19 protein-coding genes are annotated in these 22,201 nt (G+C 73.4%); 9 read left to right on the forward strand and 10 right to left on the reverse strand.

Annotated features, from left to right (window positions below; translation table 11 throughout):
- The first annotated feature begins 41 nt into the window (after nucleotides 1-41).
- Both AC3X7Z_RS11245 and AC3X7Z_RS11250 read left to right on the forward strand, forming a co-directional pair.
- On the forward strand, nucleotides 42-1,274 hold the full coding sequence (locus tag AC3X7Z_RS11245) for a SpoIID/LytB domain-containing protein (RefSeq protein WP_186341384.1): 1,233 nt from the start codon (nucleotides 42-44) through the stop codon (nucleotides 1,272-1,274).
- Entirely contained in the window at nucleotides 1,271-2,212 is a 942-nt protein-coding gene (locus AC3X7Z_RS11250; RefSeq protein WP_489975958.1) for an SGNH/GDSL hydrolase family protein, read from the forward strand. The genes AC3X7Z_RS11245 and AC3X7Z_RS11250 overlap by 4 nt, the downstream gene beginning before the upstream one ends.
- On the opposite strand, the gene AC3X7Z_RS11255 is transcribed toward AC3X7Z_RS11250, so the two are convergent.
- Nucleotides 2,199-5,591, reverse strand: a complete 3,393-nt coding sequence (locus tag AC3X7Z_RS11255; protein WP_489975959.1) for a pyruvate carboxylase — start codon at nucleotides 5,589-5,591, stop codon at nucleotides 2,199-2,201. The genes AC3X7Z_RS11250 and AC3X7Z_RS11255 overlap by 14 nt on opposite strands.
- Before the next feature lie 60 nt (nucleotides 5,592-5,651).
- Nucleotides 5,652-6,593, reverse strand: a complete 942-nt coding sequence (locus AC3X7Z_RS11260; protein ID WP_489975960.1) for an NAD-dependent epimerase/dehydratase family protein — start codon at nucleotides 6,591-6,593, stop codon at nucleotides 5,652-5,654.
- Nucleotides 6,594-6,717: 124 nt separating this feature from the next.
- Between AC3X7Z_RS11260 and AC3X7Z_RS11265 the strand changes: the two genes are divergently transcribed.
- The gene (locus AC3X7Z_RS11265; RefSeq protein ID WP_489975961.1) at nucleotides 6,718-7,476 is read left to right on the forward strand and encodes a TetR/AcrR family transcriptional regulator; all 759 of its coding nucleotides are present in this window, start codon (nucleotides 6,718-6,720) and stop codon (nucleotides 7,474-7,476) included.
- Nucleotides 7,477-7,491: 15 nt separating this feature from the next.
- Here the strand turns inward: AC3X7Z_RS11265 and AC3X7Z_RS11270 are convergent, their stop codons facing one another.
- Entirely contained in the window at nucleotides 7,492-7,983 is a 492-nt protein-coding gene (locus AC3X7Z_RS11270; RefSeq protein ID WP_489975962.1) for an anthrone oxygenase family protein, read from the reverse strand.
- An 83-nt stretch (nucleotides 7,984-8,066) separates the two neighbouring features.
- Here AC3X7Z_RS11270 and AC3X7Z_RS11275 point away from each other — a divergent pair, with 83 nt between their 5' ends.
- Entirely contained in the window at nucleotides 8,067-9,059 is a 993-nt protein-coding gene (locus AC3X7Z_RS11275; protein ID WP_489975963.1) for an AraC family transcriptional regulator, read from the forward strand.
- Between the two features lie 12 nt (nucleotides 9,060-9,071).
- On the opposite strand, the gene AC3X7Z_RS11280 is transcribed toward AC3X7Z_RS11275, so the two are convergent.
- Nucleotides 9,072-10,853: an acetyl/propionyl/methylcrotonyl-CoA carboxylase subunit alpha gene (locus AC3X7Z_RS11280; RefSeq protein WP_241005340.1), complete on the reverse strand. Its 1,782-nt coding sequence runs from the start codon at nucleotides 10,851-10,853 to the stop codon at nucleotides 9,072-9,074.
- A gap of 494 nt (nucleotides 10,854-11,347) precedes the next feature.
- Between AC3X7Z_RS11280 and AC3X7Z_RS11285 the strand changes: the two genes are divergently transcribed.
- The gene (locus AC3X7Z_RS11285; RefSeq protein ID WP_186341391.1) at nucleotides 11,348-12,544 is read left to right on the forward strand and encodes an acyl-CoA dehydrogenase family protein; all 1,197 of its coding nucleotides are present in this window, start codon (nucleotides 11,348-11,350) and stop codon (nucleotides 12,542-12,544) included.
- A gap of 25 nt (nucleotides 12,545-12,569) precedes the next feature.
- Here the strand turns inward: AC3X7Z_RS11285 and AC3X7Z_RS11290 are convergent, their stop codons facing one another.
- Together AC3X7Z_RS11290 and AC3X7Z_RS11295 are read right to left on the reverse strand one after the other, a co-directional pair.
- Complete coding sequence (locus AC3X7Z_RS11290; protein ID WP_489975964.1) at nucleotides 12,570-12,905, reverse strand: YnfA family protein; 336 nt, start codon at nucleotides 12,903-12,905, stop codon at nucleotides 12,570-12,572.
- Nucleotides 12,906-12,961: 56 nt separating this feature from the next.
- Nucleotides 12,962-14,317: an HNH endonuclease gene (locus AC3X7Z_RS11295; RefSeq protein WP_489975965.1), complete on the reverse strand. Its 1,356-nt coding sequence runs from the start codon at nucleotides 14,315-14,317 to the stop codon at nucleotides 12,962-12,964.
- A 154-nt stretch (nucleotides 14,318-14,471) separates the two neighbouring features.
- Here AC3X7Z_RS11295 and AC3X7Z_RS11300 point away from each other — a divergent pair, with 154 nt between their 5' ends.
- From AC3X7Z_RS11300 to AC3X7Z_RS11315, 4 genes are all read left to right on the forward strand, one after another.
- Nucleotides 14,472-15,824, forward strand: a complete 1,353-nt coding sequence (locus AC3X7Z_RS11300) for a sensor histidine kinase (RefSeq protein WP_489975966.1) — start codon at nucleotides 14,472-14,474, stop codon at nucleotides 15,822-15,824.
- The gene (locus AC3X7Z_RS11305) at nucleotides 15,821-16,519 is read left to right on the forward strand and encodes a response regulator (RefSeq protein WP_277395313.1); all 699 of its coding nucleotides are present in this window, start codon (nucleotides 15,821-15,823) and stop codon (nucleotides 16,517-16,519) included. The genes AC3X7Z_RS11300 and AC3X7Z_RS11305 overlap by 4 nt, the downstream gene beginning before the upstream one ends.
- 114 nt (nucleotides 16,520-16,633) lie before the next feature.
- Nucleotides 16,634-17,515, forward strand: coding sequence for an ABC transporter ATP-binding protein (locus AC3X7Z_RS11310; RefSeq protein ID WP_489975967.1), 882 nt, complete (start codon nucleotides 16,634-16,636; stop codon nucleotides 17,513-17,515).
- On the forward strand, nucleotides 17,512-18,729 hold the full coding sequence (locus AC3X7Z_RS11315) for an ABC transporter permease (protein WP_489975968.1): 1,218 nt from the start codon (nucleotides 17,512-17,514) through the stop codon (nucleotides 18,727-18,729). The genes AC3X7Z_RS11310 and AC3X7Z_RS11315 overlap by 4 nt, the downstream gene beginning before the upstream one ends.
- Nucleotides 18,730-18,743: 14 nt before the next feature.
- On the opposite strand, the gene AC3X7Z_RS11320 is transcribed toward AC3X7Z_RS11315, so the two are convergent.
- The 4 genes from AC3X7Z_RS11320 to AC3X7Z_RS11335 are packed head-to-tail and all read right to left on the reverse strand — an operon-like array spanning nucleotide 18,744 to nucleotide 22,170.
- Entirely contained in the window at nucleotides 18,744-19,202 is a 459-nt protein-coding gene (locus tag AC3X7Z_RS11320) for a YqaA family protein (protein ID WP_186341397.1), read from the reverse strand.
- The gene (locus tag AC3X7Z_RS11325) at nucleotides 19,202-19,837 is read right to left on the reverse strand and encodes a CDP-alcohol phosphatidyltransferase family protein (protein ID WP_489975969.1); all 636 of its coding nucleotides are present in this window, start codon (nucleotides 19,835-19,837) and stop codon (nucleotides 19,202-19,204) included. The genes AC3X7Z_RS11320 and AC3X7Z_RS11325 overlap by 1 nt, the downstream gene beginning before the upstream one ends.
- An 18-nt stretch (nucleotides 19,838-19,855) precedes the next feature.
- Entirely contained in the window at nucleotides 19,856-20,485 is a 630-nt protein-coding gene (locus AC3X7Z_RS11330) for a Maf family protein (RefSeq protein WP_489975970.1), read from the reverse strand.
- Nucleotides 20,482-22,170: a DUF885 domain-containing protein gene (locus AC3X7Z_RS11335; RefSeq protein ID WP_489975971.1), complete on the reverse strand. Its 1,689-nt coding sequence runs from the start codon at nucleotides 22,168-22,170 to the stop codon at nucleotides 20,482-20,484. The genes AC3X7Z_RS11330 and AC3X7Z_RS11335 overlap by 4 nt, the downstream gene beginning before the upstream one ends.
- Nucleotides 22,171-22,201: the final 31 nt, after the last annotated feature.

A 22,201-nucleotide genomic window follows, 5' to 3' on the forward strand; every position in this document is an offset into this window, starting at 1 on the left:
AACCTCGGGGGTTCGACGTTCGTCCTTGGGGGAGAAGAGACATGAAGACCCGTTCCCGCCTGCTGCCGCTCGCGCTCGCCGTGAGCGCGCTGCTGCTGCCCGCGGCCGTCTCCGCGCCCGCGTCGGCAGAGCCGCGGCAACGTGTCGAGGCGTGGTCCACGCCCGGCAGCACGGCGATCACCATCACCGGGCACGGCTACGGCCACGGGCGCGGCATGTCGCAGTACGGCGCCCTCGGCGCGGCCCAGCAGGGCCTCACCTGGCAGCAGATCAACGAGTTCTACTACCCCGGCACCACCTGGGGGCAGGTGCGCGGCAAGCTGCGCGTGCTGATCACCGCCGACACCGGCCGCGACGTCCAGGTCGTGGCCGAGCGCGGGCTCAAGGTCACCAGCCTCGGCCGCGGCCGCACCTGGCGGATCCCGCAGCTGCCGGCGAAGAAGTGGCGGCTCATCGCGCAGGGCGACCGCACCGCCGTCCAGCGCACCAAGGGCGGTGGGTGGCGCACGTGGAAGACGTTCCGCGGCGAGGGCGAGTTCCGCGCCGCCGACGGCCGGCTCACCCTGGTGCTGCCCGGCGGCCGGCGCGACTACCGCGGCACCCTGCAGTCGGTCGCGGCCCGCCAGGGCGGCAAGCGCCAGACCGTCAACCGCATCGGCATGGAGGCCTACCTGCGCGGCGTCGTGCCCGAGGAGGTGCCGGCGCTCTGGGAGCCCGCGGCGGTCAGCGCCCAGTCCGTGGCGGCGCGCACCTATGCGGCGTTCGAGCGCTCGCACCCCGCAGCGCCCCACTACGACCTCTGCGACACCGCGCTCTGCCAGGTCTACGGCGGCGCCGACGTCGAGCACCCGTCCGCCACCGCGGCGATCCGCGCCACCGCCCGTCAGGGCCTCTTCCACGGCGGCCGCCCGGCGTTCACCCAGTTCTCCGCCAGCAACGGCGGCTTCTCCTCGGCCGGGTCGATGCCCTACCTCGTGGCGCAGGCCGACCCCTATGACGGCCTGGCCAACCCGACGTACGCCACGTGGTCGACGACCGTCGACGACACGCAGGTCGAGAAGCACTGGCCCGACCTGGGCGACCTCACCGGCATCGAGGTCGTCTCCCGCGACGGCAACGGCGACTGGGGCGGTCGCGTCACCGAGATGGCGTTCGTCTTCACCGGCGGCCGGGCCACCGTCAGCGGCGACACCGTCCGCTCCTACCTCGGCCTCTACTCCGACTGGTTCACCTTCGCCGTGACCCCGCGCCAGAACGGCCCCGCCCGCCCGTGACCCGACGCCTCCGGCTCGCGGCGGCGCTCGTCGCCCTCGCGCTCGCCGCCTCCGCGTGCGACTCCGGCCAGGCGGCCGGCGACGGCGAGACCGACCTGCCGGACCTCGGCCTCGGCACCGAGCCGACCAGCGACATCGACTACGTCGCGCTGGGCGACTCGTTCTCGGCCGGACCGTTCATCGGCACGATGCGCACCGACCCCCAGGGCTGCGCCCGCTCCAAGGACAACTACCCCGCCTTCCTGGCCGACTGGCTCGAGGTCGCGAGCTACACCGACGTGACCTGCTCCGCGGCCACGACGGCCGACCTCTACGAGCCGATGCTGACGTTCGACGGCCAGACGACCCCTCCGCAGCTCGACGCGGTCTCGGCCGACACCGACCTGGTCACCCTCGGGATGGGGGGCAACGACTTCGGGATCTACGAGGCGCTGATCCAGTGCCAGGCCGGGACGGGGGCCGCCTGTCCGGTCGAGCGGCTGCGCGCCGACGCGGCCAGGGTCGCCGGACGGATCCAGCAGGCGGTGCGACGCATCACGCGTGCCGCGCCGGACGCCGAGGTGCTGGTCGTCGGCTATCCGGACATCCTGCCGAGCGACGGCTCCTGCCCCGCCGTCGGTGTGCCCGCCGACGTCCTGCGGCCGGTGGCGGAGGTCGCCGGCGTCCTCAACGACTCGCTGCGCAGGGGTGCACTGGCCGCGGGCGCGTCCTACGTCGACATGGCGGCGGTCTCCGACGGGCACGACGTGTGCGCGAAGGACCGCGCCTGGGTCAACGGACCGCAGTTCCGCGCGGGCATCGCCGCGCCGTTCCATCCCAAGGTCAACGGCATGCGTGCCGTGGCGACCGAGGTGTTCCGCGAGGTGACGGGGGAGGACCCCGAGGTCACCGAGCACGCCGAGCCCGACCCCGACGTGGTCGTCGTCAACGAGGGCTGATCACCAGCACCAGGTCGCCGCCCTCGACGGCCTGCGTGGAGCGGACCGCCAGTCGCTGCACCGTGCCGGCCACGGCGGCGGTGATCGCGGCCTCCATCTTCATCGCCTCGATCGTCGCGACCGTCTGACCGGCCTCGACGTCGTCGCCCTCGGCCACGGCGACCGTCACGGCGCCGTCGTAGGGGGCCGCGACGTGGCCGCCGTCGGTCGGGTCGGCCTTCTCGGCGGACGCGACGTCGGCGGAGATGCTGCGGTCGCGCACCTGCACCGGGCGCATCTGGCCGTCGACGGTGGCCATCACGTTGCGGAAGCCGCGCTCGTCCGGCTCGCTGATGGCCTCGAGGGCGAACAGCATCTCGCGTCCCTCGCGCACCTGCACGCGGTGCTCCTCGCCGCGGCGCAGGCCGTAGAGGTAGTCGAGCGTGGAGACCGCCGACAGGTCGCCGTAGGCCGCGCGCGACTCCTCGAACGCCGCGGTCGGGCCGGGAAAGAGCAGCTCGTTGAGGGCCGCCCGCCGGTCGTCGGCGAGGCGGGCCCGCTGGTCGTCGGTGAGGCTCTCGACCGGCTGCTTCCAGGTCCGGCCGGCGAGGGCCTTGGTGCGGAACGGCTCGGGCCAGCCGCCCGGCGGGTCGCCGAGCTCGCCGTTGAGGAAGCCGATCACCGAGTCCGGGACGTCGTAGGAGGCGGGGTCGGCCTCGAAGTCGGCCGGGTCGGCGCCTGCGGCGACGAGCGCGAGGGCCAGGTCGCCGACCACCTTGGAGGAGGGCGTCACCTTCACGACGTTGCCGAGGATGTCGTTGGCGGCCGCGTACATGTCCTCGATCTGCTCGAACTTCTCGCCCAGGCCCAGCGCGATGGCCTGCTGGCGCAGGTTGGACAGCTGGCCGCCGGGGATCTCGTGGCGGTAGACCCGCCCGGTCGGGGACGGCAGGCCCGACTCGAAGGGCGCGTAGACCCGGCGTACGGCCTCCCAGTAGGGCTCCATCGCGTTGACCGCGGCCAGCGACAGCCCGGTCTCCCGCGCGGAGTGGTCGGTCGCGGAGACCAGCGCCGACAACGCGGGCTGCGAGGTGGTGCCGGCCATCGCCGCGCATGCGGCGTCGACGGCGTCGACCCCCGCCTCGATGGCCGCGACCAGCGTGGCCAGCTGGCCGCCGGGGGTGTCGTGGGTGTGGAGGTGCACCGGCAGGTCGAAGCGCTCGCGCAGCGCCGTGACCAGGGTGCGGGCGGCGGGCGCGCGCAGCAGGCCGGCCATGTCCTTGATCGCGAGCACGTGGGCGCCGGCGTCGACGATCTGCTCGGCCAGGCGCAGGTAGTAGTCGAGGGTGTAGAGCCGCTCGTCGGGCGAGGACAGGTCGCCGGTGTAGCAGAGCGCGACCTCCGCCACCGAGGTGCCGGTGGCCCGGACCGCGTCGATGGCCGGGCGCATCTGCGAGACGTCGTTGAGGGCGTCGAAGATGCGGAACACGTCGATGCCGGTCTCGGCGGCCTCCTGCACGAACGCCTCGGTGACCTGGGTGGGGTAGGGCGTGTAGCCGACCGTGTTGCGCCCGCGCAGCAGCATCTGCAGGCCGACGTTGGGGATGGCCTCGCGCAGTGCGGCGAGCCGCTCCCACGGGTCCTCGGACAGGAAGCGGAGCGCGACGTCGTACGTCGCCCCGCCCCAGCACTCCACCGACCACAGCTGCGGCGTCGTGCGCGCCACGTGGTCGGCGACCGCGAGGAGGTCGCGGGTGCGGACGCGGGTGGCGAGCAGCGACTGGTGGGCGTCGCGGAACGTCGTGTCGGTGACCGCGACCCGGTCCTGGGCGCGCAGCCGACGGGCGAACTCCTCGGGCCCGACCTCGCGGAGCAGCTGGCGGGTGCCGTCGGGCACGGGCCCGGAGCGGTCGAGCTGCGGCAGCTTGCTCACCGGGGTGACGCTCACCGGTGCGGCGCCGTGCGGCTGGTTGACCGTGACGTCGGCGAGGTAGGCCAGCAGCTTGGTCGCGCGGTCGCCGCCGAGGCTGGCGCTCTGCAGCTGGGGGTGGTCCTCGATGAACGAGGTCGTGACGCCCCCGGCCGCGAAGTCGGGGTCGGCCAGCACGGCCTGGAGGAACCCGACGTTGGTGGCGACGCCGCGGATGCGGAACTCGAGCAGCGCCCGCCGGGCCTTCTGCACGGCCGCCTCGAACGTACGCCCGCGGCAGGTGAGCTTGGCGAGCATCGAGTCGAAGTGGGGGCTGATCTCGGCGCCCGAGTACGTGGTGCCGCCGTCGAGCCGCACGCCCGGACCGCCGGGGGAGCGGTAGGTGGTGATCCGGCCGGTGTCCGGGCGGAAGCCGTTGGCTGGGTCCTCGGTGGTGATGCGGCACTGCAGCGCGAAGCCGCGGGGGCGCACCGAGTCCTGGGTCAGGTCGAGGTCGGCGAGGGTGGCGCCGGCCGCGATCATCATCTGCGACTGCACGAGGTCGACGGCGGTGACCTCCTCGGTCACCGTGTGCTCGACCTGGATGCGGGGGTTCATCTCGATGAAGACGTAGCGCCCGGCGGGGTCGAGGAGGAACTCGACCGTTCCGGCGTTGGTGTAGCCGATCTCGCGGGCGAAGCGGACCGCGTCGGCGCAGATGCGCTCGCGCAGCTCCGGGTCGAGGCGGGGCGCCGGGGCGATCTCGATGACCTTCTGGTGGCGGCGCTGCACCGAGCAGTCGCGCTCGTAGAGGTGGATGACGCCGCCGTCGGAGCCGGTGCCGTCCGCGAGGATCTGCACCTCGATGTGACGCGGGTCGACGACGGCCTGCTCGATGAAGACGGTCGGGTCGCCGAACGCGCCCTCCGCCTCGCGCATGCAGGTCTCGATCGCCTCGCGCAGGTCGGCCCGGTCCTCCACGCGCCGCATGCCGCGGCCCCCGCCACCGGCGACGGCCTTCACGAAGAGCGGCGCCTCGATCCGCTCGGCGGCGGTGAGGAGCTCCTCGACGTCGGTGGACGGCGGCACCGACTCGAGCACGGGCACCCCCGCGGCGCGGGCGGCCGCGATCGCGCGCGCCTTGTTGCCGGTCAGCGTGAGCACCTCGGCGCTGGGTCCGATGAAGGTGATCCCGGCGGCGGCGCACGCCTCGGCGAGCGCGGGGTTCTCCGACAGGAAGCCGTAGCCGGGGTAGATCGCGTCGGCCCCGCACTGCACCGCCACGTCGACGATGGCCTGCGGGTCGAGGTAGGCGCGGACCGGGTGGCCCACCTCGCCGATCTGGTAGGCCTCCTCGGCCTTCATCCGGTGCTCGGACCCGCGGTCCTCGTAGGGGAAGACGGCCACCGTGCGCGCGCCGATCTCGCGTGCGGCACGGAACGCCCGGACTGCGATCTCGCCACGGTTGGCGACGAGCACCTTGGAGAACATGTGCCGCACGCTATCGAGCGCCGGGTGTGAGGTGGATCACCTGTCCGTACCCCGGGCGGCTCAGGCGGCAGCGTGCTGCTCCTCGCGCCACCACGCCACCGTCCGTGCCACCCCCTCCACCAGCGGGGTCGGGGCGAGGCCGAGCCGGCGCTCGCTCGCGGTCGAGTCCATGACGAACGGGCGGGCGAACATATAGCCGGTCTCCGCCATCTCCCGCACCCGGCGCGAGAGCAGGCCCCCGGCGCCGAGCACCGGCACCGGGACCGAGGCGACCCGCGGCGTGCCTACCCCGGCCGCCTCGGCCACCATCTCGACCAGCCGGCGCTGCGTGAGGGCGGGAGCGGTGGGGGCGTGGAGGAACGAGTCCCACAGGTCCTCGCGGGCAGCGGCCGTGATCATCGCCGCCGCCAGGTCGGGGACGTAGGTGAACGAGTGCGGCTGGTCGGGGCTGCCCAGCACCCGCATGGTCCGCCCGGCCAGGACGGTGGGCACCATCCGCTCGCCCGCGTGGGCGTTGCGGACCAGCGGACCGTAGAAGTCGGACGCGGCCACGCTGACGGTCGGGGTGGGGGAGGCGTCGCGCTGGGCCAGCAGCTCGGTGCGGACCCCGAGCTTGCCCGTCCTCGCGGTGCGCGGGGTGGCCTCGGTGATCACCTCCGTCACCGGCCCGTAGGCGTAGAGGCTCTCGGGGAACACGACCACGGCCCCCACCCGTCCCGCCGCCTCCAGCACGACCCGCTCGGCCCGGGGCAGCTCGGCGCGCCAGACGCGAGCGTCGTACGCCGAGCCGTGGATGCAGTGGTGGACCGCGACCGCCCCGGCGAACGCGTCGCCCAGCTCCTCCGGGCGCGAGACGTCGACGCGGCGGCGCTCGACCAGGGGGTGGACGGGCCCGCTGCCCGAGCGGGTCAGCAGGCGGACCCGCTGGCCGGCGTCGGCCAGCTGGAGGGCGACGGTGGAGCCGACGGGGCCGGCTCCGGTGACGACGTGGACGGTGCTCATGGGATCTCCCGGGGATTGAGAGAGCGGTGCTCTCGGTTCGACCATCATGGCGACGTCCGACGACAAAAGCAAGAGCGATGCTCTCTTTCGGCACACGTGCTCACCGATGTGCGAGGATGTCGGGATGGCCGACTCCCGGACGACGCCCTCCTCGCCCGCCTCGCCGACCCCCTCTGCGCCCGCCGCCCGCGCCTCCTCGCCGCGCGCCCGGGCACGTGAGCAGACGATGCGCGACATCGTGCGGATCGGTCGGGATCACCTCGCCACCGACGGCGCGGCCGCGCTGTCCCTGCGGGCCGTCGCGCGCGACTTGGGCCTGGTGTCCTCCGCCGTCTACCGCTACGTCGCGAGCCGCGACGAGCTGCTGACGCTGCTCGTCATCGACGGCTACGACGAACTGGGCGACGCCGTGGACGCGGCGCTGGCCGAGGTGGATCCGGCCGACCACGCGGGACGCATGGTCGCCATCGCCCGCGCCGCCCGGGCGTGGGCGCTGCGCGAGCCCGCGACGTACGCCCTGCTCTTCGGCAGCCCGGTGCCCGGCTACGAGGCGCCCGCCGAGCGGACGACCGGGCCGGGCACGCGGGTGGTCGGGCGGCTCGTGGAGGTGTGGGAGGACGCGTGGCGCGCGGGGGCGATCGTGGTCGACGACGCACCGCTCGACCCGCCCCGGCTCTCGCGCGACCTGGCGCGGATCCGCGAGGAGGTGCACCTCTCCGTCCCCGACCGGCTGGTGGCCCGCGGCCTCTTCGCCTGGGCGGCGTTGTTCGGCTGCGTGTCGTTCGAGGTGTTCGGCCAGTACGGCGCGGACACGTTCACCGACCCCGAGGACGTCTTCGAGCACCACCTCGACCTGCTGGTCGGCACGGTCGGGCTGGGGTGAGCCCCGCCGGTCCCGTCATCCCCTGAGCCGGAGGGCCGCCACCGCGAGGCAGGCCAGCGCACCGGCCGAGGTGAGGCAGCGCGCGATGTTGAGCGCGACCCAGCGCGACTCGAAGTCCGCGCGGACCGCGGCGAGGTCGGCGATGGCGTCGAGGCGCCCGGCGGCCGCGAGGGCGTCGTTGAGCGGGACGTTGCCGGCGACGGTGATCGCGACGGTCCCCACCGCCAGCACCGTGGCCGCGATCGCCCAGGGCCGCGCCGGCCCGGTGCCCAGGACCGCGACGGCGCCCGCGAGGAGGGGCGGTGCGGCGAACGTGGCGAGGAAGATCGGGTTCACGATCGCGACGTTGACCTGCTGCATGGTGGCCACGAAGGTCCGGTCGTCCACCCGCGCCAGACCGGGCATCACCCCGGTGGCCCAGGTGAAGTAGGTGCCCGCCTGCAGCCCGGCGACGACGGTCGCAGCGAGGGAGAGGACGAGGACGGGGCCGAGAGGGGTGCTGGTCATGGCACCCAGTCCACCGCAGCCGGTGGAGCCCTGCCATGGTCACGGAGCGCGCGGGCATGCGCGTGCGTCTAGTGTGGGACGGGATGGACGCACTCACCGGACTGCTCGACGGACCGCGCGCCCGGCGCGCCTTCCTGCTCCGGATCCTTCTCGACCCGCCTTGGTCGATACGGCTGGCGGACGAGGCGCCGCTGTCGCTGACCTCCGTGGTGCGCGGCCACCTCTGGGTGCGCCCCGACGGGGAGGAGCCGGTCCGCCTGGCGGCTGGCGACGTCGTGGTGTGGGTCGGCCGTGACCACTGGACGATCGCCGACGACCCCGGCACCCCCGACCAGCTCGTCATCCACCCCGGTCAGGTCTGCACCACCGTCGACGGGCATGTCGTGGTGGAGGAGATGAGCCAGGGGGTGCGCAGCTGGGGCAACAGCACGGTGGGCGAGACGGTGCTGCTCACCGGGGTCTACCAGCTCGAGGGCGAGGTCACCCGCAGGCTGGTCCGGTCCCTGCCGCGCACGTTGGTGCTGCGGGCCGAGGAGCTCGACACGCCGCTGCTCGACCTGCTGGGGGAGGAGGTCGTGCGCGACGCTCCAGGGCAGGAGGCGGTGCTCGACCGCCTCCTCGACCTGGTGCTCATCACCCTGCTGCGCACCTGGTTCGCGCGTCCGCGATCGGGTGCCCCGGCGTGGTACGCCGCGCAGGCGGACGCCGTCGTGGGACCCGCGCTGCGCCTGATGCAGCAGCACCCCGCGCACCCGTGGTCCGTGGCTGAGCTCGCCGCGCGCGCCGGGGTGTCCCGGGCGGGCTTCGCCCGACGGTTCACCGCGCTGGTCGGCGAGCCGCCGATGGCGTTCCTCCTCGACTGGCGCATCACTCTGGCCGCCGACCTCCTCCTGGAGCCCGACGCGACGCTCGCCGCGGTCGCTCGCCGGGTGGGCTATGCGAGCCCGTTCGCGCTGAGCGCGGCGTTCAAGCGGGAGCGGGGGATCAGCCCGCGCGACCACCGGCGGGCTGCTGATCGGGGTGGACGCGCAGGTGACGTCATGGGAACCCCCGGTCGGGACCGGGAGATCCCATGACGTCGCGGCGGCTCAGTCCTTGATCTCGCAGATCACGGCGCCGTTGGTGACCGTGGCGCCGACCTCGGCCTGCAGGCCGGTCACGGTGCCGGCCTTGTGGGCCTTGAGCGGCTGCTCCATCTTCATCGCCTCCATGACGACGACGGTGTCGCCCTCGGCGACCTCCTGGCCCTCGGTGACGACGACCTTGACGATGGTGCCCTGCATCGGGGAGGTGACGGCGTCGCCCGAGGCCGCGGCACCGGCCTTCTTGGCCGCGCGCCTCGGCTTCTTCGACCCGCCTGCGCCGCCGTTGCCGCCCGCGGCGAGGCCGCCGAGCCCGGCAGGCAGGACGACCTCGAGGCGGCGGCCGCCGACCTCGACGGTGACCGTCTGCCGGTCGCCGGGGGCGTCGGCCTCGGCGCTGTCGCCGGCGTAGGGCTCGATCCGGTTGTCGAACTCCGTCTCGATCCACTGGGTGTAGACGCTGAACTCTCCCTCCCCGGTGGGGGTGGACGCGCCGACGTAGGCCGGATCGCGCACCACCGCGCGGTGGAACGGGATGACGGTGGGCATGCCGTCGACGACGAACTCGTCGAGCGCTCGCCGGGACCGCTCGAGGGCCTGGGTGCGGTCCTTGCCGGTGACGATGAGCTTGGCGATCAGGGAGTCGAACGAGCCGGGGATGGTCTCGCCCTGGTCGTAGCCGCCGTCGAGGCGTACGCCGGGACCGGCCGGCGGGTGCCAGCGGGTGAGGGTGCCGGGGGCGGGCATGAAGTTGCGGCCGCCGTCCTCGGCGTTGATGCGGTACTCGATGGAGTGCCCGCGGACCTCGGGGTCGCCGTAGCCGAGCTCCTCGCCGGCGGCGATGCGGAACATCTCCCGCACGAGGTCGATGCCGGTGACCTCCTCGGAGACGCAGTGCTCGACCTGGAGGCGGGTGTTGACCTCGAGGAAGGAGATGGTGCCGTCCTGGGCGACGAGGAACTCGCACGTGCCGGCGCCGTGGTAGCCGGCCTCGGTGAGGATGCGCTTGGAGGACTCGTAGAGCTCGGCGACCTGCTCGTCGGTGAGGAACGGCGCGGGGGCCTCCTCGACGAGCTTCTGGTTGCGGCGCTGCAGCGAGCAGTCGCGGGTGGAGACGACGACCACGTTGCCGTGCTGGTCGGCCAGGCACTGGGTCTCGACGTGGCGGGGCTTGTCGAGGAACTTCTCGACCAGGCACTCGCCGCGACCGAACGCGGTGACCGCCTCGCGGACCGCGGACTCGTAGGCGTCGGGGATCTCCTCGAGCGTGCGGGCGACCTTGAGGCCGCGGCCGCCGCCGCCGAAGACGGCCTTGATCGCGACCGGGAGGCCGTTGGCCTTGGCGAACTCGACGACCTCGTCGGCGTCCTTGACCGGGTCCTTGGTGCCGGGCGCGAGCGGCGCCTTGGCCCGGTCGGCGATGTGCTTGGCCTTCGCCTTGTCGCCCAGCGCCTCGATCGCGGCCGGCGGGGGGCCGATCCAGATCAGCCCGGCGTCGATGACGGCCTGGGCGAACTCGGCGTTCTCGGCGAGGAACCCGTAGCCCGGGTGGATGCTGTCGGCGCCCGAGCGCTCCGCGATCGCGATGATCTTGGCGATGTCGAGGTAGGACTCGGCCGGGGTGGCGCCACCGAGGGAGTGGGCCTCGTCGGCGAGGCGGACGAAGAGGGCGTCGCGGTCGGGGTCGGCGTACACCGCCACCGAGCCGATGCCGGCGTCCTTGCAGGCGCGGATGACGCGGACGGCGATCTCGCCACGGTTGGCGATGAGGACCTTCTTCAAGCTCACGCGAGGACTCCTGCGGTGACACTGAGGGGCGGGGACGGGCAGCCGGAGGGCGTACCGCTCGGCAGGCTACCGCGCTCCGAGTGCCGCGCGACGGGCCGCTTGCCGCGTGGGCTGTGCCATGCGCGCGTAGGCGATGCCGGCTGTGAGCGACGCCACAGGGACGAGCGCTGGTGGCCGGCGTTCTCGGGCGCCGGTCGACCTCCGGGGCGTGAGGAGATGGACAGGCGCTCTGCGGCGGGGTGCCTGCGACCCGCGTGGGCAGCCGCCGCGCCCGCAGGTGGGCACCCACGGCTTTCCGGAAGCGACGGGGGCGATGGTGATGAGGGGGTCGGGGCTCGGCGGCCAGCGCGACGGCACGGCCGCGGAGTCGTCTGCACGAGGTGTCGTCAGCACCGCGATGACGGGTGGGCTCGGGCGCGTGCGACGCCCGACCTGTTGCGTGCGTCACTCCTGTGGTTAGCGATCGCTAACCTAGCGGCGCTAGGGTGCGAGGCATGACCTTCGAGCTGTCCCCCGAGCACGAGCAGTTCCGCCGCAGCGTCCGCGACTTCGCCGAGGCCGAGATCGCGCCGCACGCCGCCCAGTGGGACCGCGAGCACCACTTCCCGACCGACGTCGTGCAGAAGATGGGCGCCCTCGGGCTGATGGGGCTGACCGCCCCGGAGGAGTTCGGCGGGGCGGGGATGGCCGGGGAGGACGGCGGGTTCACGTCGCTGTGCCTGGCGATCGAGGAGGTCGGGCGCGTCGACCAGTCGATGGGCATCACGCTCGAGGCGGCCGTCGGGCTCGGGATCAACCCGATCCTCACCTTCGGCACCGACGAGCAGAAGAAGACCTGGCTCCCCGAGCTCGTCGCCGGCGAGAAGGTCGCCGGCTTCGGACTCACCGAGCCTGGGGCCGGCTCCGACGCGGGCGCGACCCGGACCAAGGCCGTCCTCGAGGACGGCGAGTGGGTCGTCAACGGCGCGAAGCAGTTCATCACCAACTCCGGCTCGTCCATCACCTCCCTGGTCACGGTGACCGCCCGCACCGGCGATCGCGCGGACGGTCGTCCGGAGATCTCGACCATCATGGTCCCCTCCGGCACGCCCGGCTTCACCGCCGAGAAGGCCTACGACAAGCTCGGCTGGCACGCCTCCGACACCCACCCCCTCTCCTTCACCGACGCTCGGGTGCCCGAGTCGCACCTGCTGGGGGAGCGGGGTCGTGGCTACGCGCAGTTCCTCGCCACGCTCGACGACGGGCGCGTCGCCATCGCGGCCCTGGCCGTCGGCTGCATCCAGGCGTGCCTCGACATGTCGCTGGAGTACGCCGGCGAGCGGCAGACCTTCGGCGGCCCGATCGGACGCAAGCAGGGCGTGGCCTTCCAGGTCTCCGACCTGCAGGTGATGCTCGACGCCTCGCGTCTCCTGACCTACAAGGCGGCCGCGATGAAGGACGCGATGGACGCAGGTGGGTCGGTCTCGATGGGCGCGTTCAAGCAGGCGGCCGCGGTCGCCAAGCTCTACGCCACGGAGTCGGCCGTGACCGCGACCCGCATCGCGACGCAGGTCTTCGGCGGCTACGGGTTCATGGAGGAGTACCCCGTCGCGCGCTTCTACCGCGACGCGAAGGTCCTCGAGATCGGCGAGGGGACCTCGGAGGTCCAGCGGATGCTGATCGCGCGGGGGCTCGGCCTGCCGGTCGAGTGAGCCGGGGGCGGAAGACGCGGGGCGGTCAGGTCGAGCGCGGGGCGTACATGATCACCGCGACGCCGACCAGGCAGACCAGGGCGCCCGCGAGGTCGTAGCGGTCGGGTCGGAACCCGTCCACCGCCATGCCCCACGCGAGCGAGCCGACGACGAACACCCCGCCGTAGGCCGCCAGGATCCGCCCGAAGTTGGCGTCGGGCTGCAGCGTCGCGACGAGGCCGTAGAGGCCCAGTGCGATGAAGCCGGCGCCGACCCAGAGCCAGCCGCGGTCCTCGCGGATGCCCTGCCAGACCAGCCAGGCACCGCCGATCTCGGCCAGGGCGGCGAAGGCGAAGAGGACGAGCGACATCACGACGGACATGTCCGGGAGTCTGGCAGCCCGAGGTGCTGCGACCCGGGCCCGCGCCCACTGGCGGCTCAACCGGTGGAGACGTACTCGATGTGGATCGGTGGGACTGGCCCGCGCCGGATCGTGGCGATCGGCGGCGGCCTGGTGGTGAAGGTGCGGCCGGTGGGGAGGGTCGTGGTCACGCTCCCGTCCGGCCCGGGCCTGGCCCGCCAGCGGTGGGCCTTCTTCGCGTAGTTGCAGGCCTCGCACAGCCCTTGGGCGTTGTGCGCGGACGTCGCGCCACCGGCGGCCCGGGGCTCGACGTGGTCGATGTGGCGCACCGGTGCGTCGCACCACGGGCTGCGGCAGGTGCGGTCGCGCAGTCGGACGAAGCGGGCGAGGTTGCCGCGGAACGTGCGCGTGCGGGCGTCCATCGTGACGAGCTCGCCGGTCGTCGGCGAGGCGTAGAGACGGCGGATGCTCACCTCCTCCTCGGCGGTGAGGGCGCCGCAGACGATCTCGCGCGCCAGCTCGGCGGGGATCGGGCCGAAGCCCTCGAGGTGCGCCTCGTCGTCGGCCCCGCCGAAGAGGGCGTGATCGCTCATCACGACCCCCAGGGCGACCGGGGTGACCGGGACGCTGACCGGGCCGGCCGTGGCGTCCCCGAGCACGGTGGCGACCAGCAGGTCTGCCATGACCTGGCCGCGCCCGCGCTCCTCGCCCCGCGCCCGGGCGCGGTCGGCCTCGCCGGTCAGGGCGGTGTAGACGGCCACGCCGTCCTTCACCGGGAGGAGGGCGGTGAGCCAGGTCATCGAGTCGGGCGCGGGACGCAGGGTCACCCGGCGCTCGGACTCCGCGTGCCGTCGGCGGGCCACGCACGCCGCGGGGTCGAGTCGTTCGGACTCCACGCGTAGCCGCGCGAGCAGCCGACGTGGGCTCAGCTGCTCGAGGGCGTCGGAGTCGCCGGCGACGATCTCGTCGACGGCGAGCCGGTGCTCGAGCGGCAGACAGGCGGTCTCGCGGGCGATGATGGTGGTCGTCCACTCGTCGATGCGCCCCTCGAGCCACGCCGCCCACGTGTGCGGCAGCTCCGTCGGGACGACGCGGGCCAGGCTCACGTGCCGTCGGCCGCGGTGGGGCGACTCGCGCCGCGCGGCCGCGACGACGTTGCCCACACCGGCGCCGAGCTCCTCGGGCCTCGCGCCGGCGGCGGCCTGATCCTGCGTGAGCAGCTCGTCGAGTCGACCGGTGAGCTCTGCCTGGACCGCGCCCACCACCCGACCGAGCGTCTCCAGCTCGCCGAGCAGGTCGACCAGCGCGGCCGCGTCGAGCTGCGGCGCGGTCGCCACCGAGGCACGCAGCCGCCCGCACATCGCCGCGACGTCGGCGACCTCGACGACGGGGGAGGCGCCGGGGGAGGCGTGCTGGGGCGGGCTGGTGGTCATGGCGCCACCGAAGCAGCCGCTCCGGACAGTCCGCTCCGCTCGTGGCGACCGGCTGTGGAGAGCCGCCCGTCGCGTCCGCCTGTGGATGATCGGCGGCTTGCTTCTCCTCCTCCCGGCGGATCCGGTCACCCGTCTCGCGATCTACCCTCGCCCCATGTCGAGCACGAGTCAGCGCGTCCTCACGTGGTTGGGCGTCGACGACGAGTGGGAGCGGCCGAGGCCGCCGATCGGTCGCCAGGACCTCGTGCTCGCCGCGAGTGTCGAGGCGGTCAGCCTGCTCGCACTCGAGCTCGTGCGCAGTGCCGGCGGCTTCGAGCACACCGACGGGCCGGTCTGGGCGCAGTGGCTCGCCGTGTCCACGGGAGCCGCGCTGCTGCTCGGTCGCCGCCGGTGGCCGCTCGTCGTCGCGAGCCTCGCGGCGCTACACATGTTCGTCGCCGGAGTGACGATGCCTCAGGTGATGGGGCAGCTCTCGCTGCAGATCGTCTACTTCGTGGCGCTGCTGTCCGGCGTCGCCTACGCCCGCGACCGGCGGGCCATGGTGGTCGTCATCGGCACGATCCTGCTGTTCATGTTCGCGTGGATCACGTGGCAGTTCGCGGTCGGATCGGCCGCGCAGGAGATGGTCGACGAGTTCGCGGACGCCGAGCGCGTCGGGGCGTTCGCACCGATCCCGGCGACGGTCGCCCTGACCCTCCTGGTCAACGTGATCTACTTCGGTGGCGCCATCGTCGGCGGTGGGGTGGCCTGGCGGGCGGCGCGCCAGCGCCTGCGCCTCCAGGAGCAGGCCGCCACGATCGCTGCCCAGGAGGGTCGGCTGCGCGAGCAGGCCGTCGTCGACGAGCGGCTGCGCATCGCCCGCGAGCTGCACGACGTGGTCGCCCACGGAGTGTCCGCGATGGGCATCCAGGCCGGGGCCGCGCGGCGGGTCCTCGACCGCGATCCCGACGCGGCGCGCACCGCGCTCTCGCGCGTGGAGGAGGCCTCTCGCGATGCGCTCACCCAGATGAGGCGCCTGCTCGGCACGCTGCGCGCGGGCTCCGTCGACGGCGGAGCCGAGGGTGGGCCCGACGCCGCGGACGGCGGCACCGGAGCGCGTACGCCGGAGGCGGGCGTGGACGACCTGCCCGAGCTGGTCGCGCAGACCTCCCGGCAGGGCCTCGCGGTGCGCCTCGACGTCGTGGAGGAGCAGTCGTCCGCCGCCAGCCGGTTGCCGCGCGGGATCGGGCTGGCGATCTACCGCACCGTCCAGGAGGCACTGACCAACGTGCGTCGTCACAGCACCGCCGACGCGGTCTCGGTGGTGGTCCGGGTCGACGAGGCGGCGGCGTACGCGGAGGTCGAGGTCGTCGACAACGGGCGTCCGCGGCACGGCACCTCGGGCAGCGGCCTCGGCCAGCTCGGCATCCGGGAGCGCGCGGCCACGCACAACGGCAAGGTCGACATCGGCCCCCGCGTGACCGGCGGCTACCGCGTGCGCGTGCGCTACCCCCTGGCGGCGTCGTGACCGACCGACCGCTCACCGTCCTGCTCGTCGACGACCATGCGATGGTGCGTTCGGGCTTCGCCATGGTGCTGTCGGTCGAGGACGACATCGAGGTCGTGGGCGAGGCGGCCGACGGCATCGAGGCGATCGAGCGGGCCCGCGCCACGCGGCCCGACGTGGTGCTGATGGACGTCCAGATGCCGCGGATGGACGGCATCGAGGCGACCCGCCACCTCGTCGCCGACGACCTCGGGCACGTCGTCATCGTCACGACCTTCGACCGCGACGACTACCTCTTCGACGCCCTCCGGGCCGGGGCGAGTGGCTTCCTGCTGAAGAACGCCGGCCCGGAGCAGCTGCTCGACGCCGTACGCGCGGCCGGGCGCGGGCACGCGCTGCTCGCGCCGGAGGTGACGCGGCGGGTGATCGCCGAGATGGCCGGCGGCGCCCGCGGCGAGACGTCGGCAGGCGGGTCGAGCCCCGCGACCCGGGCCGAGCCCAAGGAGCTCGCCCTGCTGACGGCCCGTGAGCGGGAGGTGCTGACGCTGCTGGGCCGGGGACTGTCGAACGGCGAGGTCGCGGCGACGCTGGTGCTCGGCGAGGCGACGGTCAAGACCCACGTGTCCAACCTGCTCGCCAAGCTGCACCTGCGCGACCGCGTGCAGGCGGTCATCTACGCCTACGAGGCCGGCCTCATCCTCCCGGCGGAGGACTGAGCCAGGCGGGTCGCACCTCCATCCCACATCCCCCCGACCTCCACCGCACCTCCACCCCAGAGCTCCCTCCGGCGACGGATCACAGGCGGGTCGCGCACCACTAGCGTCGTCGCCATGCTGGAGATCAGGGAGCTGACCAGACGGTTCGGTGACAACACCGCCGTCGACCACGTGTCGTTCGAGGTGCCGGCCGGGCAGATGACCGGCTTCGTCGGCGGCAACGGCGCGGGCAAGACCACGACCATGCGGATGATCATGGGCGTGCTCGGCATCGACGAGGGCGAGGTGCTGTGGCACGGCCGGCCGATCACCCGGCTGGACCGCCGCCGCATCGGCTACATGCCCGAGGAACGCGGCCTCTATCCCAAGCAGCCGATCCTCGACCAGCTCGTCTACATCGCCCAGCTCAAGGGCATGGACCGCACCGCGGCCCGCGCCGAGGTGGCCGAGCTGCTGGAGCGGTTCGGGCTGGGCGAGCGGACCAAGGACCACCTGGAGAAGCTGTCGCTGGGCAACCAGCAGCGGGTGCAGATCATCGCCTCGGTGCTGCCCAGGCCGGCCGCGCTCGTGCTCGACGAGCCGTTCTCGGGCCTGGACCCCCTGGCGGTCGACTCGATGGTCGACCTGCTGCGCGAGTACACCCGCGACGGGGTGCCGGTCCTGTTCTCCAGCCACCAGCTCGACCTCGTCGAGCGACTGTGCGACCGCCTGGTCGTGCTGTCCCACGGACGCCGGGTCGCCGCCGGGACGGTCGCGGAGCTGCGCGACGCGGGGGTGCCGCGCTTCCGCCTCGTCCTCGGCGGCGACGCCGGTTGGGTCCGCGGCCTGCCGGGTCTGGAGGTGCTCGACATCGACGGCGCGACCGCGCTCGTCGAGGTCCACCATGACGGCGCCGAGCAGCACCTCGTCGCCGAGGCGACCGGCCGCGGCCACGTCCACGAGTTCGTCCGGGTCCGCCCGGCCCTGAGCGAGATCTACCGGGAGGCCACCGCATGAGCACCCACGACGACACCCGAGACGACAACCGCGACGCACGAGGGTCGACCGGCGAGCCGCCCTGGCTGCTGGTCACCCGCCGCGAGGTCGTCTCACGGATCACCGACAAGTCGTTCCTGCTCGGCACCGCGTTCATGGTCGTGCTGATCGCCGGCTACATCGGCTTCACCGCCTGGCAGGCCGAGCGCACCGACCAGGTCACCCTCGCCGCCACCCCGGACGCCGTCGCGATGGCGAGCGCCATCGCCGAGGGTGCTCCCGCGGTGGACGACCGGGTGGAGGTCACCCTCCTCGAGGTCGACGACGCCGACGCCGCCGAGGCGGTGCTCCGCGACGACGAGGCCGACGCGTGGCTGCATCCGGTCGACGGCGGCTGGCAGCTCACCTCGGAGTCCAGCGAGCAGGACGCGCTCACCGACGTCACGCGCGTGGTCGTGGCCGAGCAGGTGCTGGCCGACAACGCCGCCAGCGCGGGCACCACTGTCGACGCGCTCCAGGCCGGCAGCACCGTGTCGACCGAGTTCCTGCGCGGTGACGCCGAGAAGGCGGGTGTCGCCGAGGCGGTCGGTTTCGTGTTCGTCTTCCTCTTCTACTTCGCCGCGCTGATCTTCGGCATGCAGCTCGCGTCGTCGGTGATCGAGGAGAAGCAGAGCCGCATCGTCGAGATCATCGCCGCCGCGATCCCGCTGCGCCACCTGCTGGCCGGCAAGGTGCTCGGCAACACGGCGCTGGCGATGATCCAGCTGCTCGTCTACCTCGCGGTCGGCCTGGTGGGGCTGTCGTTCACGCCCTACAAGTCCTACGTCCCGGCGCTGTCGGGCCCGACCGCGTGGTTCATCGCGTTCTTCTTCGCCGGCTTCGTGGCGCTCGCCTGCCTCTGGGCGGTCGCGGGGTCACTCGCGTCGCGCACGGAGGACCTGCAGTCCACCTCGACGCCACTGACGATGCTGATGCTGGTGATGTTCTTCGGCGGCGTCTCCCTCGACGGGCGGGGACAGGTGATCGCGTCGTTCGTGCCGCCCGTGTCGGCCGTCGTGATGCCCAAGCGGATCCTGGCCGGCGGGGTCGAGTGGTGGGAGCCGCTGCTGGCGCTGGGCCTGCTCGCCGCCTTCGCCGCGGTCACCGTCTGGATCGGCGAGCGCCTCTACCGCCGCGCCCTGCTGCAGACCGGCGGGCGCGTCAGCCTCCGCCAGGCCTGGGCCACCGCCGAGTGAGCCGGGCGGGGACCTCAGAAGAGGTCGACCACCGACGAGGTCCCCGCCACCACGGCCCAGAACCGCAGGCCGCGCCCCAGCAGGCCGGTCACCATGAAGATCCAGAACGGCACGCGCAGGGTGCCGGCGAGCACCGCGGTGACCGCGTACGGCGGGATGCCGGTGCTCGCGGACACGAAGAGCAGCCCGGCCGTGAACCACGGACGGCCCTCCGCCCGCTCGTGCCACTTGTCGAGCGAGGCGCGGACCTTCGGCTTCTCGAGGTGCTTGTGCACCCAGGGGGCCCGGTCGAGGTGCATGCCGCCCCAGTACCAGAGGATCTTGCCGAGCATCTGCCCGATCGTGGCCGCGAGAAGCAGCCCCCAGGCGCTGCCGGGGGACCGGCTCACCGCGACCACGAGGATCGCCTCGATGTTGATGAGCGGCACCAGGGCGGACGCCATCGAGGCGCCAAGGACGCTCCAGAACAGCATCAGCGAGTCGCCCCGGGCACCGGCAGGCCGATCCGGGTCAGCCGGTGCAGGGACACGCACTTGAGCACCAGCAGCGCGGTGGCGATGGCCAGCCCGACCCACATCCAGCCGGTGACCAGCAGCAGCACGGCGAACAGCGCGCTGTTGACGGCCTTGGCGGGCTTGGACCAGTTCCACAGCCAGATCCACCGGTCGACGACGAAGAAGTAGTTGGGACTGCGGATCGGCCAGGCCAGGAACGCGATCGACAGGAAGCAGTCGATCACCATGAACTCGGCCAGGTAGACGAAGATCGCCGGCGACAGGTCGGGCTGCAGCCACGCGAGCCCGATGTAGAACGCCGCGGCGTTGAAGCGGTCGCACATGATGTCGAGCACCGCGCCGATGCGGGTCTCGCAGTCGCGGACCCGGGCGTAGAAGCCGTCGAGCATGTCGCCCACCCAATAGACGACCAACGCGACGACCAGCAGCGTCAGGCTCTGCTGGTGGGCGGCCATGGCCGCGAGGACGACGGAGGCCACGGTGCGCACGCCGGTGATGACCGTGGCGCCGGTGAGCAGCCGCTCGTCCCGTACGCCGTAGGCGCCCTCGGGGTCGACCAGCGGCGCTGCCACGCCGTCCGCCCCGCTGCCCACGTGCGAGATGCTATCGGCTCACGTCCACAGGTCGGGCCACGCGTGCCCCAGCTCGAGCACGAGGTCGCGCAGGAGGGGCAGGCTGACGCCCACCACGTTGTGGTGGTCACCCTCGATCCCGCGGACGAACGCGCCCCCGATCCCGTCGATGGTGAACGCGCCGGCCACGTGCAGCGGCTCGCCGGTCGCGACGTAGGCGTCGACCTCCGCGTCGCCGACGTCCGCGAAGTGCACGAGGGTCGAACCGGTGCCCGCGACCGCCCGCCCGGTCGTCACGTCGCGCAGGCTGTGGCCGCTGTGCAGCACCGCGGTGCGCCCGCGCATCGAGCGCCAGCGCTCCCGTGCCTCGGCGGCGTCGCGGGGCTTGCCGAGCGCCTCGCCGTGTCCGGGCGTGCCCGGCGGCACCTGCAGCTCGAGCACCGAGTCGCACCCGAGGACGAGCGCGCCGGGAGGCAGGTCGTCACGCGCGGCCACGACGGCGCACTTGAGCTCGGCGAGCCGGAGCGCGAGCTCGGCCGGCGCCAGCCCGGTCAGCTGCGTCTCGTCGACCCCGCTCACGACGACCGTCGGCTCGATCCCGGCGGCGCGCAGCGTCGCCAGGCGGGCGGGCGAGGCGGAGGCGAGGACGAGGGGGACCCGGGCGGTCACAGCCGACCCAGCGCCGCGCGGAGCGGGTCGAGGCCGAGCGAGCCCAGGTCGAGCGCCGCCCGGTGGAAGGCCCGGAGGTCGAACGCGTCGCCCTGGCGCCGGCGCACCTCGGCGCGGGCGTCGAGCCAGATCCGCTCGCCCACCTTGTAGGACGGCGCCTGGCCGGGGAGGCCGAGATAGCGCTTGACCTCGAACTGGATGACCTCGTCGTCCATCCGGCAGTGCAGCCGCATGAACTCCAGGCCAAGCTCCGGCGTCCAGGTCTCGCCCGGGTGGAACGGCGTGCCACCGGGCCCGAGCCGGTTGTCCTCGGGGATCGTCAGCTCGAGGTGCATGCCGATGTCGACGATGACGCGCGCGGCGCGCATCGACTGCCCGTCGAGCATCCCGAGCAGGTCGGCCGGGTCGTCGAGGAAGCCGAGCTCCTCCATCAGCCGCTCGGCGTACAGCGCCCAGCCCTCGCCGTGCCCGCTGCACCAGCACATGAGGCGCTGCCAGCGGTTGAGGGTGTCGCTGCGGTAGGCGGTCTGGGCGACCTGGAGGTGGTGCCCGGGGACGCCCTCGTGGAAGACGGTGGTGACCTCCCGCCAGGGGTGGAAGTCCTCGATGCCGTCGGGCACCGACCACCACATGCGGCCGGGGCGCTCGAAGTCCTCCGAGGGGCCGGTGTAGTAGATGCCGCCGTCGTTGGTGGGGGCCAGCATGCACTCGATGCGCCGGATCGGGGGCGGGATGTCGAAGTGCACGTCGGCCATCTCGGCGATCGTGCGGTCGGCGAGGTCCTGCATCCAGTCGCGGAACGCCTCGCGGCCGTGGACGACGCGGTCCGGGTCGCCGTCGAGGTGGGCCACCGCGGCGTCGACGTCGGCGCCGGGCAGGATCCGCTCGGCGGTGGCGTCCATCAGGTCGGAGAGCCGCTGGAGCTCGCTCCAGCCCCAGGCGTAGGTCTCGTCGAGGTCGACCTCGGCGCCGAGGAAGTAGCGGCTGGCCAGCGCGTAGACCTCGCGGCCCACGCCCTGCCGCTCGCGACCCTGGGGCTCGAGCTCGTCGGTCAGGAAGAGCCCGAACGCCGCGGTGGCGGCGCTCGCGGCGCCGGCGAGCGCACGCAGGTGGGTCGCGTCGCCGCCGTCGAGGCGCTCGACGAGGTTGAGGTAGAAGTCGCCCGCCTCGCCGGTCTGCCCGGTCCAGCGCCGCACCTGCTCGGCCACCTCGGCGTACTGCCGGGCCGCGACGACGTGACCGCGGTGCGCCTCGTCGGAGAGCGTCACCCGCAGGCCCTCCAGGGCGGCCGGCACGCCGGCGAGGCGCGAGGCGATCGCCGCGACGGCCTCCTCGCCCTCGGTCGGCATCAGGTCGAACACCCCGCGGATCTCGTGCAGGGGGCTCCACAGGACCGACATGCGCGAGCGGTTGACGCCCGCCTCCTCCAGCTCGATCTCCAGCCGGGTGCGCTCGAGGAACGAGTCGCGCGCCGCGGCCTCGCGGTCGTCGACCGGGGTCGCTGCCTCGACCGCGGCGACGGCCCGGCGAGCCAGCTCGAGGCGGGCGTCGAAGCCCGCGGGGGAGTAGTCGGTCAGCTCGTGCTCGTGCCCGGCCACCCCGATCGAGGTGGCGGTCAGCGGGTCGAGGGCGCAGTAGTCCTCGACGTAGGCGTTGCAGAGGGCGTCGACGGTGCGTGGGCTCACGGCGCGACCCTAGCCGGGCCGTGGCCCGGGG

It is taken from the genome of Nocardioides sp. Z24_21 (genome assembly GCF_058134345.1).

Excerpts from the sequence above, each read along its gene's own strand:
- AC3X7Z_RS11245 (WP_186341384.1), top strand. The coding sequence starts at position 42 with ATGAAGACCCGTTCCCGCCTGCTGCCGCTCGCGCTCGCCGTGAGCGCG.
- AC3X7Z_RS11255 (WP_489975959.1), bottom strand. The coding sequence starts at position 5,591 with ATGTTCTCCAAGGTGCTCGTCGCCAACCGTGGCGAGATCGCAGTCCGG.
- AC3X7Z_RS11260 (WP_489975960.1), bottom strand. The coding sequence starts at position 6,593 with ATGAGCACCGTCCACGTCGTCACCGGAGCCGGCCCCGTCGGCTCCACC.
- AC3X7Z_RS11265 (WP_489975961.1), top strand. The coding sequence starts at position 6,718 with ATGGCCGACTCCCGGACGACGCCCTCCTCGCCCGCCTCGCCGACCCCC.
- AC3X7Z_RS11270 (WP_489975962.1), bottom strand. The coding sequence starts at position 7,983 with ATGACCAGCACCCCTCTCGGCCCCGTCCTCGTCCTCTCCCTCGCTGCG.
- AC3X7Z_RS11275 (WP_489975963.1), top strand. The coding sequence starts at position 8,067 with ATGGACGCACTCACCGGACTGCTCGACGGACCGCGCGCCCGGCGCGCC.
- AC3X7Z_RS11285 (WP_186341391.1), top strand. The coding sequence starts at position 11,348 with ATGACCTTCGAGCTGTCCCCCGAGCACGAGCAGTTCCGCCGCAGCGTC.
- AC3X7Z_RS11290 (WP_489975964.1), bottom strand. The coding sequence starts at position 12,905 with ATGTCCGTCGTGATGTCGCTCGTCCTCTTCGCCTTCGCCGCCCTGGCC.
- AC3X7Z_RS11295 (WP_489975965.1), bottom strand. The coding sequence starts at position 14,317 with ATGACCACCAGCCCGCCCCAGCACGCCTCCCCCGGCGCCTCCCCCGTC.
- AC3X7Z_RS11300 (WP_489975966.1), top strand. The coding sequence starts at position 14,472 with ATGTCGAGCACGAGTCAGCGCGTCCTCACGTGGTTGGGCGTCGACGAC.
- AC3X7Z_RS11310 (WP_489975967.1), top strand. The coding sequence starts at position 16,634 with ATGCTGGAGATCAGGGAGCTGACCAGACGGTTCGGTGACAACACCGCC.
- AC3X7Z_RS11315 (WP_489975968.1), top strand. The coding sequence starts at position 17,512 with ATGAGCACCCACGACGACACCCGAGACGACAACCGCGACGCACGAGGG.
- AC3X7Z_RS11320 (WP_186341397.1), bottom strand. The coding sequence starts at position 19,202 with ATGCTGTTCTGGAGCGTCCTTGGCGCCTCGATGGCGTCCGCCCTGGTG.